Source organism: Parapedobacter soli (assembly GCF_025460835.1).
Lineage (GTDB): Bacteria > Bacteroidota > Bacteroidia > Sphingobacteriales > Sphingobacteriaceae > Parapedobacter > Parapedobacter soli.
In genome coordinates, this window is the sequence record NZ_JAMXAY010000020.1 from 1 (window position 1) to 15894 (window position 15894).

The following is a 15894-nucleotide window of genomic DNA, read 5'->3' on the forward strand; positions in this document are numbered from 1 at the left end:
AATACCGTGAAAAGGTGCTAAAACTTTAAAAGCGAAATCCCTGCCGTGAGAAGGGAATAGTTGCGAAACAACATTACCTTTGCAGCATGGCCGGTATCTATTTCCATATACCCTTTTGCAAGCAGGCATGCCACTATTGCGATTTCCACTTCAGTACATCGCTGAAGTACCGCGATGACATGGTGGCAGCCCTATGCCGCGAGGTGGCGTTGCAATCAGGTTACCTCGTTGGTCAGGATGCCACCATCGAAACCATCTATTTCGGTGGCGGGACACCGTCGTTGCTGGCCGCCACGGACATCAATCGGTTAATCGATGCAGTGGGCATTCATTTTGATATCTGCCCTGACGCCGAGGTCACCATCGAAGCGAACCCCGACGATCTAAGCGACGCTTATGTAAAGGAGCTGCGGGCCACGCTAATCAACCGGTTCAGTATCGGTATCCAGTCTTTTTTTGAAGAAGACCTGCGATGGATGAATCGGGCCCACAGCGCTGCCGAAGCCCACAGCGCTATCCAACGGATTCAAGATGCAGGTTACGCCAACATAACGGCCGATCTGATCTATGGGTACCCGCTCTTGTCCGATGATAAGTGGCAATCCAATATCGGTCGTCTGGTGGAAACAGGTATTCCCCATATTTCCGCCTATGGCATGACCGTCGAACCGCGTACGGCGCTTGCGGCATTCATCCGTAAAGGCAAGCAATTGCCGATGGATGAAGGGCAGGCCGCGACCCAATTCAACCAATTGATGGATACATTAACGGCCGCGGGGTTCATCCACTACGAAATTTCTAACTTCGCCAGACCGGGGAACGTTGCCCGCCACAACAGTAACTACTGGAAAGGGGTGCCCTACATCGGTATAGGCCCGTCGGCACATTCGTTTGACGGCCGATCGCGCCAATGGAATGTGCGTAACAATGCGCATTATATGAGGGCGATACAAACAGATACCGTGCCTTACGAAAAGGAAGAGCTGACTACGCCCGACAGACTCAACGAGTACATCATGACTGCTTTGCGGACAATCTGGGGGCTTGATCTGGGCGTTGTAGAAAGGAGATTTGGCAGCCATTACCGACAAACACTTGATGCTGTGTTGCCCCAATTCGTATCAAATGGCGACATCATGCTCGAAGGGCCGGTGGTTACCCTCACCAGAAAAGGGAAATTGTTTGCCGACCATATCGCAGCCGAATTGTTCGTTGATCAAGAAGCATGAGCGGATAGCTTGTCGTTGAAACGCGACAAAATGAGACGAACGAGCGATAATTTTTTGTTGCAAGGCATTGTTATGCTTGCATCTTTGCGATTATCCTTATATTCGCCTCAAATACATTAAAACTGGCTCCTAGTCGGTTACGCTATCAATAATATGTCGAGAAAACGCATACTCATCACCGGTGCGGCGGGCTTCTTGGGTTCACACCTGTGCGACCGCTTCATCAAGGAGGATTACCATGTCATCGGCATGGACAACCTGATTACAGGCGACCTCCGCAACATCGAACACCTCTTTAAGCTGGAGCATTTCGAATTTTACAACCACGACGTGTCCACGTTCGTGCACGTGCCGGGCAAGCTGGATTACATCCTACATTTTGCTTCGCCAGCCAGCCCGATCGATTACCTGAAAATCCCGATACAGACACTCAAAGTAGGCTCGCTGGGTACGCACCATCTGCTGGGCCTGGCCCGGGCCAAGGGTGCCCGCATCCTGGTGGCCTCCACCTCGGAGGTATATGGCGACCCTACCGTGAGCCCGCAGCCCGAAACGTATTGGGGCAATGTGAACCCTGTGGGGCCACGCGGGGTGTATGACGAAGCGAAGCGCTTCCAGGAGGCCATTACCATGGCTTATCATACCTTCCACGGCCTGGAAACGCGTATCGTGCGTATTTTCAACACCTACGGCCCGCGCATGCGGCTCAACGATGGGCGGGTGCTGCCGGCCTTCATCGGGCAGGCTTTGCGCGGCGAAGACCTCACCGTGTTCGGCGACGGTTCCCAAACACGGTCGTTCTGCTACGTAGACGACCAGGTGGAAGGGATCTACCGCCTATTGCATAGCGATTATCCCCACCCCGTCAACATCGGCAACCCCGATGAGATTACCATCAAACAGTTCGGGGAGGAAATCATCAAACTCACCGGCACCACGCAGCAGCTGGTGTACCGCGATCTGCCCGTGGATGACCCGAAACAGCGGCGGCCCGACATCACAAAGGCCAAGGAACTGCTGGGCTGGGAGCCTAGGATAGGCCGTGCCGAAGGATTGCGGATTACCTACGACTACTTCAGGTCCCTGCCTGATAAAGAGATAAAACACAAGGATTTCACATATTATAATAAAAAATAAATGAGCAAGATATTGGTAACGGGCGGTACAGGTTATATCGGGTCGCACACGGTGGTCGAACTGCAGCATGCCGGCTATACGCCGGTGGTGGTCGATAACCTGTCGAACTCCAACATCGGTGTGCTGGACCAGATTGCGAAAATTACAGGTGTGAAGCCCGAGTTCCACAATTTTGACCTGTGCGATGACGTTGCTGTGCGCCGGTTTGTGGCCGCGCAGCCTGATATTACCGGCATTATCCATTTTGCGGCTTATAAGGCCGTGGGCGAGTCCGTGCAACAGCCGCTCAAATACTACCACAACAACTTTTTCTCGCTGATCAACCTGCTCAATGCATACCGCGACAAACCGGTAAACTTTGTATTCTCGTCAAGCTGCACGGTATATGGCCAGCCCGACGAGCTGCCGGTAACGGAGGCTGCGCCGGTGAAGAAAGCCGAATCGCCGTACGGCAATACCAAGCAGATTGCCGAGGAGATCCTCTCGGAAACTGCCGCCGCCGCTGGCAATTACCAGGTGATATCGCTCCGGTATTTCAACCCTGTTGGGGCGCACGATACGGCATTGATCGGTGAGCTTCCTTTGGGGGTACCGCAAAACCTGGTGCCATTCATCACGCAGAGCGCTATCGGCAAGCGGGGACCGATTACCGTATTCGGCGACGATTACAATACGCCGGATGGGTCGGCTATCCGCGATTACATCCATGTGGTAGACCTCGCCAAGGCACATGTGGCTGCCATAAAACTGCTGGAGCGGGGCAACCCGAACGGCAACTATGATGTATTCAACATCGGTACCGGCCGGGGCAACTCCGTATTGGAGGTAATCCGCGCGTTTGAGGAGGCAACCGGCGTGAAGCTCGACTACCGGATCGGGCCGCGCCGTGCCGGCGATGTGGAGCAGGTATGGGGCGATGTCTCCAAATCGACTGCCGAACTGGGGTGGAAAGCGGAGCTGGGAATCGCCGATATGATGCGGTCGGCATGGAAGTGGGAGCAGTACCTGAAAGATAATCCGCTGACGTAATAGGGGGTAAATGAAACTTAATCAACAACCGGCACTCAAAAAAGCTATCCTCGACCTCCCGCAGGCGCAGAAAGATAGGCTGTTGGTGCGGTTGATTAATAAGGATCCCATGCTGGTCAAACAGCTGCATTTCCAATTGCTGGAAGACGAGAGCGATCTGGATGAACGTACCGAGGTGCTGCTCGGGAAACTGCAGCAGCTGATCGACCGGGTGGCAGGGTATATCCCGAATACCAACCAATCCCGCAACGCGGACAGCCTCATGGGGGAGCTGAAATACGGAAGCGGGCTGATCAATGAGCATGCTGCCATTACGAAAGATAAAATGAGTGAAGTACGATGCCGGCTGTTCCTGGTATCCCAGAGCTTTACCCACTTTGGCCAGCTGTTTGAGCGGCATTTATACAGATGGAATGACCGGCTGCTGAATTACCAGACGGGTCGGCTCAAGTACATCCTCGGGAAATATGATAAGCTGCATGAGGATCTGCAGTTTGAGTTTAGAGACGAATTAAATGATGCATTGGCCTTTGCGTACCAATCGGGCATGGAACCCTATATGGAAGCACAGGGCTTACCTAATGAAGTATGAGTAATCCAACAAAGAAGATCATTGTAACCGGTGGAGCCGGGTTTATTGGCTCACATGTGGTACGTAGGTTGGTAACCACCTACCCACACTATGAAATCATTAACCTGGATAAGCTTACCTATGCGGGTAATCTGGCTAATCTCAAGGATATCGAAACGGAGTCCAATTACCGATTCGTGAAGGGAGACATCACCGATGCTGCATTCATCACCGAGCTATTTACAACAGAAAAGCCCGACGCGGTTATCCATTTGGCGGCCGAATCGCACGTGGACCGGTCGATCAGTAGCCCGAATGAGTTCGTCATCACCAACGTGGTGGGTACGGTGAACCTGTTGAATGCAGCCCGCGGACAATGGCAAGGGGCGTACGACAAGCACCGTTTCTATCATGTGTCTACCGACGAAGTGTATGGTGCGCTGGGGGATACGGGGATGTTTACCGAGGAAACCCGCTACGATCCCCATTCGCCGTACTCAGCCTCCAAAGCGTCATCAGACCATTTTGTGCGGGCGTATCACGACACGTACGGATTGGACATCGTTATCTCAAACTGCTCTAACAATTACGGGTCACACCATTTCCCGGAAAAACTGATTCCGCTGGCCATCAACAATATCAGGAATAACAGGCCGGTGCCGGTTTACGGCAAAGGTGAGAATGTGCGCGATTGGCTGTGGGTGGAAGACCATGCGCGGGCCATCGACGTCATTTTCCATCGGGCTGCTTCGGGTGAAACCTACAACATCGGCGGGCATAATGAGTGGACGAATATCGATTTGATACAGCTCCTATGCCGTATCCTTGACCGGAAATTAGGTAGGGCTGAAGGCGAATCGGCCAAGCTTATCACGTTTGTCAAAGATCGGGCCGGGCATGACCTGCGCTACGCCATCGATGCAAGCAAGCTGCAGCGTGATTTGGGCTGGGAGCCCAGCTTGCAATTTGAGGAAGGCCTCGAAAAAACGGTGGACTGGTACTTAGCCAATGAAGATTGGCTTAACGATGTCACATCGGGGCACTACCAGCAATACTACGAAGAGCAATATACGAAGCGCTAACGGGGAATCAATCCGGCCTTCAGGAGGAATGCAGCATCTACTTGCTTATCGATGGCTATATAACCGGGATAGTTGAGCTGCTTGTTGCCCAGCGCAAGGGTGGGCTTGATGCTGAACGTGAGATTCACCTTTTCGTCGGTAGCCCCATCGCGTGCGCTTTGGATGAAAGCGAGCAGTTTTTGGAGCGTTTGCCGGTCGGAGAGGAACTGATATACATTGGTTTGCAGTTTCACGGGCACAACGACCGTCTCGCCTGCCGGTACTTCGATGGGGAGATCTGAGGTGCCTTCCAGTACTTCCCGGCCCTCCACCGCAATCTTATAAGCAAATTGTTGGATGCCCGCGAGATTGTTGGTGGGGTTGGTGACACGTAGATTCAAGATTCCCGATAGGGGGATGTCGCGATTAAGGAAGCCCAGGGCCACTCCGGGAAGGCGGCTGATATCCACCCGTCCGTTTGCAACGAGTTTGTTGATGTCTGTGCCGGCAAGGTACACGCTATCGGCCGATACAAATGTGTATTGGCACTTTTCAAGTGCCCGCAGGGCTTTCGCTTGGCGGTCTACACCACAGCCGGCTAGCAGGAGTGCCATCCCTGCAATTAACACGATAATTCTCATAAAGCTGCACGCACAACATTGGGGCCAAACTTACTTTTTTGCCTGATTTATCCGACGGATTGTCCATAATGGCGAACTTCCGGTAATATCCGGAATGCCGCTTCATTGTTTTCATGACATATTCCTTTCGTTATACCGCTATAAATTGGCACGGGTTAAGCCAGAATGGTTTTTTATTTTCGGCTCAGGTATTCTTTGGCGGTTAACACGGGCATTTCTTTTTGCCTGAAATCTTTTTTGTTCCGGGTAATGATAACGTCTGTAACGATGTTTGTATCGATGAAAAGCTTGTCCACTAGGAGTATTTTTGGTTCAAATACGCGTGGTAGTCCTTTCTGTAATCTGTTTCCTCTTCATTTGGAATTACACCGGTCAGGCTCTCCACCAATGCACTTACCTTCGTGTCTTTTTCTTCCCTTTTTGTCAGGGAACTTATATAGTTTTCGATGAGTTGCGATAAGCTAACCTTATGGTTTTTCGCATACTCTTTTGCACTTTCAATGATGTGCTTATTTAAATTCAACGTTAGTTTGTTGTTCATGTCCGCGTTGCTATACGTGTTAAATTGAAGAATAGTTGCGTGATGTACAAATTCTTCTGAGTTAAAAGTCACGTGTCAGCTCAGTCAATTTTTCGAAGCCTTAACCATCAAGCATTCCCTACCTTTTACGTACCTTTGGAAAATCGGATTCGAGGCATGGATGGTGCCGGTATTATGACGACACAAATACAGTAGAGAAGGCATGTTATTTAAGGAAATCGTTGGCCAGGAGGAGGTCAAAAAGAACTTGCTCAACACGGTGCACGAAAACCGGGTAAGCCATGCGCAGCTTTTCCTTGGCCCGGAAGGGTGCGGCAGTTTGCCACTGGCGGTGGCCTACGCCCAATACCTCAATTGCGAGAACCGTCAACCTAACGATAGCTGTGGCGAATGTCCTTCGTGCCGTAAATACAACAAGCTCATCCATCCCGACCTCCACCTGTCCTATCCCTTTTTTGCGAAGCATAAGGAAGATACCGCGGCTACCTTCGCCGACACGTGGCGCAAAGCATTCTTAAGCAACCCATACATGGGGATGGGGTATTGGCGCGACCAGTTGGAAGCCGAAAACAAACAGGCTAACATCAATATTGCTGAAGCCCACCACATTATCAAGAAGCTGAGTCTAAAGGCGTTTGAGGCGAAGTACAAGGTGCTGATTATGTGGCTGCCCGAGTATTTGGATACGCAAGGCAATGCCTTGTTGAAACTCATCGAGGAGCCCCCGGCGAACACGTTGTTTCTCTTAGTAGCTGAAAATTCGGATAAGATATTGAATACGATCATATCGCGCACCCAGCTGGTAAAGATAAACCGGCTGGACAACGAAAGCGTGAGCCGTTATTTGGCCGATGCCTACCGTGTAAATGAACAACAAGCGGCAGAGATTGCTTTCATCAGCAATGGAAACCTGCAACAGGCCATCGATTTATTGACTGAAGATAATAAAGGCTATTTTGATGTGATGGTGCGCTGGTTACGGTATTGCGTGGTGGATGCCGGCGTAGACGTGATCAAGATTTGTGAGGATGAATTGTCTAAATTAGGCCGTGAAAATCAAAAAAGTTTCTTACTTTACGCCATTAATATGATGCGGCAGGCGGTACTGTTTAAGGCCGATATGTCGCAATTGATCCACTTGCCGGAGGCGGAGTTGGGCTTTGTGAGGAAATTTGGCGGGCATTATCAACTGAGGCAGGTGGAAGAGACGGTTCGCCTGCTTGAAGAGGCGTACTATCATATTGAGCGCAATGCAAATCCGAAATTATTATTTTTAGATTTATCTTTGCAGCTCGTTTTAATATACAAGTATCAAACGTTCCCGGCAAGTCGGGACTCTATATATAGCGATAATTATGGGATGTAGCGGTTGCTCATCCGGCGGCGGGTGCGGTACCGGTGGTACTCCACCGGCAGGTTGCGAAAATCACGGTACCTGCGGCACGAGCGGATGTAATAAGTTGAATGTATACGATTGGCTGGCCGATATGGACATGCCAGCAAACTATAAACCTTTCGATATTGTGGAGGTCCGGTTTAAAGGATCTCGGAAGGAATTTTATGTAAACCATGAGAACCTCTACCTCGAAATGGGTGAGATGGTCGTGGTTGAACCCAATACGGGAGGGTATGATATCGGCCACGTATCGATAACGGGCGAGCTGGTACGCTTGCAGTTGAAAAAGAGTAAAGTAGCCCCCGAAAGTGTAACCAAAAAGATATACCGCAAGGTAACCGATGCTGACATCAAAAAATGGCAGGCAGCGAAAGACCTGGAATGGGAAACCATGCACCGTGCACGGAAGCTAGCCTTGGATCTCGGCTTATCGATGAAGATCAGTGATGTAGACTATCAGGGCGACAAGACGAAGGCCACGTTTTATTATACGGCCGATGGCCGCGTCGACTTCCGTGAACTCATCAAACGTATGGCGGAGGCTTTCCGTATCCGCATCGAGATGCGCCAGATAGGTATGCGGCAAGAAGCCAGCCGGCTGGGGGGGATCGGTTCGTGCGGGCGGGAGCTATGCTGTTCTACGTGGCTCACTGATTTCAAAACCGTATCCACTTCGGCGGCACGTTACCAAAACCTGTCGCTCAATACCCTGAAGCTGGCCGGCCAGTGTGGCAAGCTCAAGTGCTGCCTAAACTACGAACTGGATAGCTACATGGATGCGCTCAAGGATATCCCCAATAACATCGAGCGGATAGAGACACAACGTGGAACGGCATTCCTCCAGAAAACGGATATTTTCAAAAAGCTGATGTGGTTTAGCTATCCCGGCGAAGAAAGCTGGATCCCACTGACAACGGACCGCGTAAAGGAAATCAACCAGCTGAATAAGGAAGGGATAAAACCGGAAGAGATCGGCGCAGTGGAGCTGGAAGAAGTAGTGGAAGAGAAACCTGTTAGCTACGATTACGAAAATGTGGTGGGACAGGATAGCCTCACCCGCCTGGATGACCGCAACCGGAAGAAACGGCGGGGGAATAAGGGCAAGCGGAAGCCCGACGGCATCCGGCCTGAGCCGAAAGCGGAGGGCAAAGCCCGTGCTGCTGGGCAGGGTGGTCCCAGAAAGAGTGATGCGCCCGATGCGGAAGCGAAGCAGAAATCAAAACGGCGTTTCCGCGGTAATAACCGCAGGGGGAAGCCGGGTGGACCGCAGCAACCGGGAGCCACACCAAACCAGTAAACTATGCGACTCGGACACACAGTTTTGCAGTTGAGTCTTTCTTTGGTGGTATTGGCCGCATCGTGTACCGACACGGCCGTTCTCGATAAGAATATGGCCATTGCCGACAACACGTGGTATTACGACAATCAGCCCGAGCTCATTGCGCACATTACCGATAACACGCGTCCATACAATATCTATTTGAACTTACGCCATACACCAGACTATCGGTATTCGAACATATTCGTATTGATACACCGGTCGGGACCGGCCATGGCCGATACGACCGCGCGTATTGAGCTGCCTCTCGCCGAGCCTGATGGACGTTGGCTGGGCCGTAGCACCGGCAGTATGTATGCCTACCAGCAGCTCATTGACGAAAATGTCCGCTTCCCGGATACGGGACAATATTATTTTATCATCGAGCAGAATATGCGTGAAAACCCACTGCGCGAGATTACCGATGTGGGTATACGTATTGAACCGATGATGCCCAACGAATAACCGTAGAAACTGCGTATAATTATCGGTCCCCTGACCAGGTAATCGAGTACATGTCGGGGAATCAGCAATCATAGCAACAGATGTGTACATTTAGAAAAGCACGACCCGACGACCTGGCCCAAATATGGACAATTATCCAGCAGGCAATTGCCCTGCGGAAGGCGGATGGCAGCGACCAATGGCAGGATGGCTACCCCAACCCAGAGGTTTTACGCAACGATATCGATAAAGAATCGGGGTTTGTATTGGCCGATGGTGGCACTATTGCCGGCTATTGTGCCGTGATGATCAACGACGAACCGGCGTATGCCAATATCGAAGGAAAATGGCTTTCTGACGGTGATTTCGTTGTATTCCACCGCATCGCTGTTTCCAAAGACCACCTCAGGAAAGGATTAGCCAAGAAGATGATGGAGCATATCGAAGCATTCGCTGTGAGCAACAACATATATAGTATAAAAGCGGATACAAACTACGATAATGCCGCGATGTTGCGGATTTTTGAATCGATGGGATACGTGTACTGTGGCGAGGTGTACCTGCGTGGAAACCCTAGAAAGGCATTCGAGAAACTGCTTCCGGCAACCGGTTGACCACAAACATCAATACTGCCCTGTGCTCAACAATACCAGCGTACAGGCTTGCACGGTCTCGATACCATGTTCCTTTGCCAAAGCTTGCAGTTCGGGGTTTTCCGTGCCGGGGTTGAAGATGATGCGCCGAGGGCGCGTTTCCACGATATAGTCGTAGTATTCGGGTTGGCGCGGTGGACCAATGTATAGGGTGATCGTGTCAATATCAGGTAAAGCGGCCGCTGCACGCTGTATTTCCACACCTGCCGAAGCTCCTTTTTTTATACCGATATTGACAATCTCATGCCCGGCGTCAACCAACCGGTGCGCGGCCAAGTAGGCATAACGTGCCGGATTGGTGGTGGCGCCCAAAATCAATGTCTTCTTTTTTTCTGTACCCATACCTTGCAAAGGTACAGCTATTCTGCCATATACTCCCCTTCAGTAGAATAGGCCCCCTGCCGGATTACCGGCATATCCACGATGTGGTAGAGCTCATCCAGGTGGAGTAGGCTGCCGTTGGCCAGGTTGGTCAGCAGCACGATGGTAATATCTTTGGTGATGTCTCTAACATAAATGTTCCTGAAACCGTGCCACCAGCCCGTGTGGTACACTACCTGGTGGTTGTCCGTTTCATAAGTACGCCAGCCGAAACCGTAGTTAAACACGTTCTTCGTGGGCTTGCTATAACCAGCATAGGCCGAGTCGAGCGTCTCGGGTTTAAGCAGGCGCCCATCGCGCAGTGCCCGGTCAAAAAGGTATAGGTCTTGTACGGTACTATATATCCCCTTATCGCCTACGGGGCCGTCCTGGAAATTCTGTACTACCGACCGGCGCCATACTTTGTCGTGCCCAATCACCCCCGTAGGTATCTTTTCATATACAGCCTTGGAGTAAACAGCAGTGTGCTTCATACCCGCAGGCGCAAACACGTTTTCTTTCATGTATACGGCAAAATCCTGGCCCGTGACCTTCTCGATGATAGCGGCCAAGACCATGTAATTAGTGTTATTGTAAAAAAAACGCACATCGGGGTTAGCGTATTTTGCCGGTTTGTGCGCCGCCAGCAGTGCCATCACCTCCGCATTGGACATCCCCTTTCGCTGATCGGGCCAAATTTCTTTCTTGTCTGTAAAGTAGAGGTAGTTCGTAAGTCCCGACCGGTGCGTAAGCAGCAACTTGATGGTAACATCCGGGTAGGGAAAATCAGGGAAAAACTCATCCACCGTTTGGTCCAGCCGGATCTTACCCTCCTCTACCAGGCGGAGTATACCCGTAGCCGTAAGCGGTTTCGATACCGAGGCCAATTCAAACTGGGACGTAATTGCCAAACTATCTTTCATCAGGTAGTCCGCCCAGCCGAATGTGTTCTGGTAGAGCACCTTTCCCTGCTTCGCTACCAATACATTGCCGTTGAAGCCCGACCGGCTATGGAGCCGCTGCATGAAAGCATCGATACGGCCGTCGGCCTGTGCGGGGTCATACACCAACGCCAGGCTGTCGAGTTCGTGCTGCTTCCGCTCGGCTTTCGCCCGCTTCTTTTCAGTAGAAGTGCACGACACCATGGATGTGCCGGCAAACGCAATTAGCAATACAAAGAAAAGGCTATGTTTGAACAACGGTTTTACAGTAACTTCCATACACGGCCGCTAAGGTATTGCAATCAACTTGCAATAGCAACTATTTTAACATTGGAAATGAAAGTCGCGAGCATTTATTTATAACCATTCTAAATATCTGTGTTTTACACAGTTCTGACAGAGGTCGGGAGTGAGATGTTGTACTTTTGTTTCCGAAATTAGTGAGCATAGTATAGCCTTGAAGAATCTTAAAGTCATAGCATTTACCCACAAACACGTGGACCTTAAGGATTTAGGAAGCCTTGTCATTTCCAATGAAGAGTTGGAAAGCAGGTTGATTACCTTGAAGAATAGCCTTGACATTCCTGAAGTTTTTTACCTCGGTACGTGCAATCGTGTGGAGTTCGTGTTTTATGGTGCTCATGAGTTGAAGCCGGCGTTCATCAAGGAATTTATGCACAAGCTCAACTTCTGCGTTCCCTCAGACCAGTTGGAAGGCTATTTGGATCAGGTTAACACGTACGAGGGTCTCGAGGCATTGAACCACTTGCTACGGATGTCGTGCTCGTTGGAAAGCTTGGTGGTGGGTGAAAAGGAGATCCTGGCACAGGTGCGTAAAGCTTACGAGCGCTGCCGGCAGAGCGGCTTCACGGGTGATTTTCTGAGGATGGTGATGGACCGGCTCGTGAAAACGGCTAAAGAGGTGTATACGCATACGCGCATCTCCCGCAATCCGGTTTCGGTGGTTTCACTCGCCTACCGGAAACTGCGCGAAATTAAATTGGAAGACAACCCGCGTATCCTGATCGTGGGTGCTGGAGAGACCAACCAAAACATTGCCAAATACCTCCTGAAACACCGGTTTTCTAATTTTGCGGTATTCAACCGTACACTCGAAAACGCGCGGGCACTGAGTGCCGAATTAAACGCAAAGGCCTACCCGTTGAGCGAACTTCCACATTACAAGGAAGGCTTTGATATCCTGATAACCTGTACGGGTTCGCCCGAAGCGATTATCGACAAGGAGCTATACCGGTCACTTCTCAATGGTGATAAAGATAGGAAGGTAATCGTTGATCTGGCGATTCCCAACGATGTTCATCCCGAAGTATTAGAAGACTATCCGGTGCACTACATCGAGGTAAGCAGTCTACAGGCCATCGCGTCAAAGAATTTACAGGAACGTTATGATGAGCTGGCTCATGCTGAGCAGATCATCGCCGACAACATTCGCGAATTCCTTCCCATCCTCAAACAGCGCCGTGTGGAGTTAGCTATGCGGGAGGTACCTGAGAAGGTAAAGGAGATTCGTTCTTTTGCACTCAATGAGGTCTTTGCCACAGAGGTCGGTGCGCTGGATGCTAATTCGAGAGCAGTGCTCGAAAAGGTAATCGACTATATGGAAAAAAAGTACATCAAGGTGCCCATGGTTATGGCTAAGGATATCCTGGTCAAAACAAACCATTCGGATATCCATTAGCTCCACCACCTGGTGTCCGAAACATGCAATCTTTTAATTTATCCGTTCGGATAACGCCCGACATTCGTTAAGTTTGTGTATGCTAACAGATGAACCCCTGACTAAAACGGCTTCTACAGCGACAGAGATGGTAGACCGTACACTCGTTATCGGCACCCGTGGGAGTGAATTGGCCTTATGGCAAGCCAACTATGTGAAAGACCGATTGGCCGAGATTGGCGTGAATGCAACGCTCAAAGTGGTGAAGACCCAGGGCGATATCGTGCAACACCTACGTTTAGACAAGTTGGAAGGAAAGGGCTTTTTTACCAAGGAATTGGAAGAGGAGCTCATCAACGGTACCATAGACCTTGCTGTGCATTCGCATAAAGATCTCCCTACGGTGCACCCTCCCGGCCTTACCATTGCTGCGGTGACAGCCCGCGAAGACCCTTCCGAGCTGCTCATTATCCATAAAGATTGTGTAGACCCGAAGAAGCGCCTGGTGCTCAAGCACAACGCTATCGTGGGTACCTCTTCAAATCGGCGCAAGGCACAGTTACTGGGGATGCGGCCGGACCTGGAGTTTGATGACCTCCGCGGGAACGTGTTGAGCCGTGTCCAGAAACTCCGCGATGAGAATTTCGATGCAATCATGCTTGCAAAGGCGGGGATTACCCGCGTGAACGTTGACCTCAGCGACTTCCACGTGGAAGAGCTTCCGCCAGTAGAAATTATACCGGCCCCCGCACAGGGAGTTTTAGCCGTACAGATCCGAGAGAATGACACCCAGCTTGCAGACGTGCTGCAAGCCATAAATGATGGCGCCGTGGCAGAAACCATTGCCGTGGAACGCAAAGTGCTGAATCTTTTTGATGCCGGCTGTCACGCACCGCTGGGGTGCTACTGCCGTAAACAAGATGGAATATATGAGGTATGGACTTCAATAGCTGACGACAGTGAAGAGTTCCCAGACCGTCTTTATGTTGCTTCTGAAAGCACAGAGGGCCTCGCGGAGCGGATTGCTGCGAAATTTGATAAAGATAGAAAGCTACCGGCAAATGTATTCATTACACGTGATGTATCGGAAGCTAGCTATTTTTACCGTGCCATGGCCAAACACGGCATCAAGGTAGATGGTCGTTCACTCATCCGCATATTTCCGATGATCAATAAACTCGATCCGTATATCTTGAAATATGTTGATTGGATATTTTTCGCCAGTAAGAATGGCATTGAAAATTTCTTCAAACTGCAACCGCGGTTGAGCAAGCGTACCAAATTTGCGGTCATCGGCAGGGGTTCTGAAGAGATGCTGAGACAATTTGGCCATACTCCCGACTTTTCGGGCGAAAGGCTGGGTATCAATATGGAGGAAATCGCCGCGGAGTTTGCAAAAATAGCCGACGGGACCACCGTGCTTATCCCCCGGGCCAAAGATTCATTGGAAACCATCCAGAAATCACTTACGGCCGATACCAAGGTCATCAATTTGCCGGTTTACCAAACACGAATCGATACTGACGTGTCCAAGTCGAATGCTGATGTGCTGGTATTCACCAGCCCATCAAATGTAGAGGCTTATTTTGCGGACAACCTGGTTGATCCCGGCCAGCAGATTATCTGTATCGGCCGATCCACGGGCAAAAGAATAGAAGAGCTCGGGCTATCCTATACATTGCCCTATTCGCCCGATGAAATCGGTCTTGCGGAAGCTGTGTTCGGATTGGATTATTAAGGATTGTGAACAACTGAGATTAGACACAGATACAAGCAGATTCCCGGCGGTAATGAACGTACTGCGCGGTAGTCCAGTAATGATTTTAATATGTTAAGAAGACCTAGAAGGAACCGCAAATCTGCGGTGATACGGGATATGGTGCAGGAAACGCACATCACTGCGTCGAACCTGATTTTCCCCTTATTCATTATCGAGGGAAATAACCTCAAAACGGAGGTCGCGTCGATGCCGGGTATTTATCGCTACACCATCGACAACCTGCTGCGCGAAGTGGAGCAATGCATGGAGCTGGGCCTCCGGGCATTTGATTTATTTCCGAACATCGACGAATCGCTCAAGGATAAGTATGCGGCCGAAAGTACCAGGGAAGGTAGCCTTTACCTCCGTGCTATCGCCGAGGTAAAGCGGCATTTTCCCGAAGCATGCGTGATTACCGATGTGGCGATGGACCCCTATAGCAGCGATGGGCACGATGGGGTGGTGGAAAACGGCGAAATACTTAACGATGAGACCCTCGTTATCCTAGGCCAGATGGCACTGGCACACGCGCGGGCCGGAGCCGACATCGTAGCTCCATCCGATATGATGGACGGCCGGATTGGGCATATCCGCAATGTGCTTGACGAAAACGGGTATACCAACGTGTCGCTGATGTCGTATACGGCCAAGTACGCCAGCGCTTTTTACGGCCCCTTCCGCGACGCGCTCAACTCGGCGCCGAAGCACGGCGATAAGAAAACGTACCAAATGGACCCGTCAAACCAGCGTGAAGCACTGATTGAAGCAGCGTTGGATACGCAGGAGGGGGCAGATTTCCTGATGGTCAAGCCCGCCCTCGCTTATTTGGATGTAATCAAGCTGCTCCACGATGGTTTTGACATGCCGATTGCCGCTTATAATGTGAGCGGTGAGTATGCCATGATTAAGGCTTCTGCGCGCAACGGTTGGCTCGATGAGCGCCGGGCCACGATGGAAGTCCTTACGGGAATCCGCAGGGCCGGAGCCACGGCGATACTTACATACCATGCCAAGGAAGTGCTGGAAAATAAATGGCTTTAAAAGGATTGATGATCGATGATTAACCATTGACAATTAACAATTGACAATTAACCATTAACAATTAACAATTAACAATTAACAATTAACAATTAACA

Annotated in this window: 16 protein-coding genes; 12 read left to right on the forward strand and 4 right to left on the reverse strand. The window is 50.6% G+C overall.

Annotation, left to right across the window (positions count from 1 at the left end; genetic code table 11):
- Positions 1–86 precede the first annotated feature (86 nt).
- From hemW to rfbB, 5 genes are all read left to right on the forward strand, one after another.
- The gene (gene hemW / locus NGM62_RS10325; protein ID WP_262247723.1) at positions 87–1229 is read left to right on the forward strand and encodes a radical SAM family heme chaperone HemW; all 1143 of its coding nucleotides are present in this window, start codon (positions 87–89) and stop codon (positions 1227–1229) included.
- A 153-nt stretch (positions 1230–1382) separates the two neighbouring features.
- A complete protein-coding gene (locus NGM62_RS10330) occupies positions 1383–2366 on the forward strand; it encodes a UDP-glucuronic acid decarboxylase family protein (protein WP_262247724.1) in 984 nt (327 codons plus the stop codon).
- Entirely contained in the window at positions 2367–3395 is a 1029-nt protein-coding gene (gene galE / locus NGM62_RS10335) for a UDP-glucose 4-epimerase GalE (RefSeq protein ID WP_262247725.1), read from the forward strand.
- Between the two features lie 10 nt (positions 3396–3405).
- Positions 3406–3987 carry a hypothetical protein gene (locus NGM62_RS10340; protein ID WP_262247728.1) on the forward strand — a complete coding sequence of 194 codons (582 nt, stop codon included), beginning with the start codon at positions 3406–3408 and terminating at the stop codon, positions 3985–3987.
- Positions 3984–5048, forward strand: coding sequence for a dTDP-glucose 4,6-dehydratase (gene rfbB / locus NGM62_RS10345; protein ID WP_262247730.1), 1065 nt, complete (start codon positions 3984–3986; stop codon positions 5046–5048). The genes NGM62_RS10340 and rfbB overlap by 4 nt, the downstream gene beginning before the upstream one ends.
- On the opposite strand, the gene NGM62_RS10350 is transcribed toward rfbB, so the two are convergent.
- Both NGM62_RS10350 and NGM62_RS10355 read right to left on the reverse strand, forming a co-directional pair.
- Positions 5045–5668, reverse strand: a complete 624-nt coding sequence (locus tag NGM62_RS10350; protein ID WP_262247731.1) for an LEA type 2 family protein — start codon at positions 5666–5668, stop codon at positions 5045–5047. The genes rfbB and NGM62_RS10350 overlap by 4 nt on opposite strands.
- Before the next feature lie 295 nt (positions 5669–5963).
- Complete coding sequence (locus NGM62_RS10355) at positions 5964–6209, reverse strand: DUF6364 family protein (protein ID WP_262247733.1); 246 nt, start codon at positions 6207–6209, stop codon at positions 5964–5966.
- A gap of 202 nt (positions 6210–6411) precedes the next feature.
- Here NGM62_RS10355 and NGM62_RS10360 point away from each other — a divergent pair, with 202 nt between their 5' ends.
- From NGM62_RS10360 to NGM62_RS10375, 4 genes are all read left to right on the forward strand, one after another.
- Entirely contained in the window at positions 6412–7575 is a 1164-nt protein-coding gene (locus tag NGM62_RS10360) for a DNA polymerase III subunit (protein ID WP_262247734.1), read from the forward strand.
- Complete coding sequence (locus tag NGM62_RS10365) at positions 7565–8902, forward strand: PSP1 domain-containing protein (protein ID WP_262247735.1); 1338 nt, start codon at positions 7565–7567, stop codon at positions 8900–8902. The genes NGM62_RS10360 and NGM62_RS10365 overlap by 11 nt, the downstream gene beginning before the upstream one ends.
- Positions 8903–8905: 3 nt before the next feature.
- Positions 8906–9388 carry a gliding motility lipoprotein GldH gene (locus NGM62_RS10370; RefSeq protein WP_262247736.1) on the forward strand — a complete coding sequence of 161 codons (483 nt, stop codon included), beginning with the start codon at positions 8906–8908 and terminating at the stop codon, positions 9386–9388.
- 80 nt (positions 9389–9468) lie between these two features.
- Positions 9469–9981: a GNAT family N-acetyltransferase gene (locus NGM62_RS10375; RefSeq protein ID WP_262247738.1), complete on the forward strand. Its 513-nt coding sequence runs from the start codon at positions 9469–9471 to the stop codon at positions 9979–9981.
- A gap of 9 nt (positions 9982–9990) precedes the next feature.
- Here NGM62_RS10375 and NGM62_RS10380 read toward each other — a convergent pair whose 3' ends face one another.
- Positions 9991–10362 (reverse strand): CoA-binding protein, encoded by a 372-nt coding sequence (locus NGM62_RS10380; protein WP_262247740.1) that lies wholly within the window; start codon positions 10360–10362, stop codon positions 9991–9993.
- A 17-nt stretch (positions 10363–10379) separates the two neighbouring features.
- Complete coding sequence (locus NGM62_RS10385; protein ID WP_262247742.1) at positions 10380–11600, reverse strand: serine hydrolase domain-containing protein; 1221 nt, start codon at positions 11598–11600, stop codon at positions 10380–10382.
- 178 nt (positions 11601–11778) lie between these two features.
- On the opposite strand from NGM62_RS10385, the gene hemA reads away from it, so the two are divergent.
- From hemA to hemB, 3 genes are all read left to right on the forward strand, one after another.
- Positions 11779–13020, forward strand: coding sequence for a glutamyl-tRNA reductase (gene hemA / locus NGM62_RS10390; protein ID WP_262247745.1), 1242 nt, complete (start codon positions 11779–11781; stop codon positions 13018–13020).
- A gap of 79 nt (positions 13021–13099) precedes the next feature.
- Positions 13100–14737 (forward strand): hydroxymethylbilane synthase, encoded by a 1638-nt coding sequence (gene hemC, locus NGM62_RS10395; protein WP_262247746.1) that lies wholly within the window; start codon positions 13100–13102, stop codon positions 14735–14737.
- Positions 14738–14827: 90 nt separating this feature from the next.
- Positions 14828–15799: a porphobilinogen synthase gene (gene hemB, locus NGM62_RS10400; RefSeq protein WP_262247747.1), complete on the forward strand. Its 972-nt coding sequence runs from the start codon at positions 14828–14830 to the stop codon at positions 15797–15799.
- Positions 15800–15894 lie beyond the last annotated feature (95 nt).

Excerpts from the sequence above, each read along its gene's own strand:
- hemW (WP_262247723.1), top strand. The coding sequence starts at position 87 with ATGGCCGGTATCTATTTCCATATACCCTTTTGCAAGCAGGCATGCCAC.
- NGM62_RS10330 (WP_262247724.1), top strand. The coding sequence starts at position 1,383 with ATGTCGAGAAAACGCATACTCATCACCGGTGCGGCGGGCTTCTTGGGT.
- galE (WP_262247725.1), top strand. The coding sequence starts at position 2,367 with ATGAGCAAGATATTGGTAACGGGCGGTACAGGTTATATCGGGTCGCAC.
- NGM62_RS10340 (WP_262247728.1), top strand. The coding sequence starts at position 3,406 with ATGAAACTTAATCAACAACCGGCACTCAAAAAAGCTATCCTCGACCTC.
- rfbB (WP_262247730.1), top strand. The coding sequence starts at position 3,984 with ATGAGTAATCCAACAAAGAAGATCATTGTAACCGGTGGAGCCGGGTTT.
- NGM62_RS10350 (WP_262247731.1), bottom strand. The coding sequence starts at position 5,668 with ATGAGAATTATCGTGTTAATTGCAGGGATGGCACTCCTGCTAGCCGGC.
- NGM62_RS10355 (WP_262247733.1), bottom strand. The coding sequence starts at position 6,209 with ATGAACAACAAACTAACGTTGAATTTAAATAAGCACATCATTGAAAGT.
- NGM62_RS10360 (WP_262247734.1), top strand. The coding sequence starts at position 6,412 with ATGTTATTTAAGGAAATCGTTGGCCAGGAGGAGGTCAAAAAGAACTTG.
- NGM62_RS10365 (WP_262247735.1), top strand. The coding sequence starts at position 7,565 with ATGGGATGTAGCGGTTGCTCATCCGGCGGCGGGTGCGGTACCGGTGGT.
- NGM62_RS10370 (WP_262247736.1), top strand. The coding sequence starts at position 8,906 with ATGCGACTCGGACACACAGTTTTGCAGTTGAGTCTTTCTTTGGTGGTA.
- NGM62_RS10375 (WP_262247738.1), top strand. The coding sequence starts at position 9,469 with ATGTGTACATTTAGAAAAGCACGACCCGACGACCTGGCCCAAATATGG.
- NGM62_RS10380 (WP_262247740.1), bottom strand. The coding sequence starts at position 10,362 with ATGGGTACAGAAAAAAAGAAGACATTGATTTTGGGCGCCACCACCAAT.
- NGM62_RS10385 (WP_262247742.1), bottom strand. The coding sequence starts at position 11,600 with ATGGAAGTTACTGTAAAACCGTTGTTCAAACATAGCCTTTTCTTTGTA.
- hemC (WP_262247746.1), top strand. The coding sequence starts at position 13,100 with ATGCTAACAGATGAACCCCTGACTAAAACGGCTTCTACAGCGACAGAG.
- hemB (WP_262247747.1), top strand. The coding sequence starts at position 14,828 with ATGTTAAGAAGACCTAGAAGGAACCGCAAATCTGCGGTGATACGGGAT.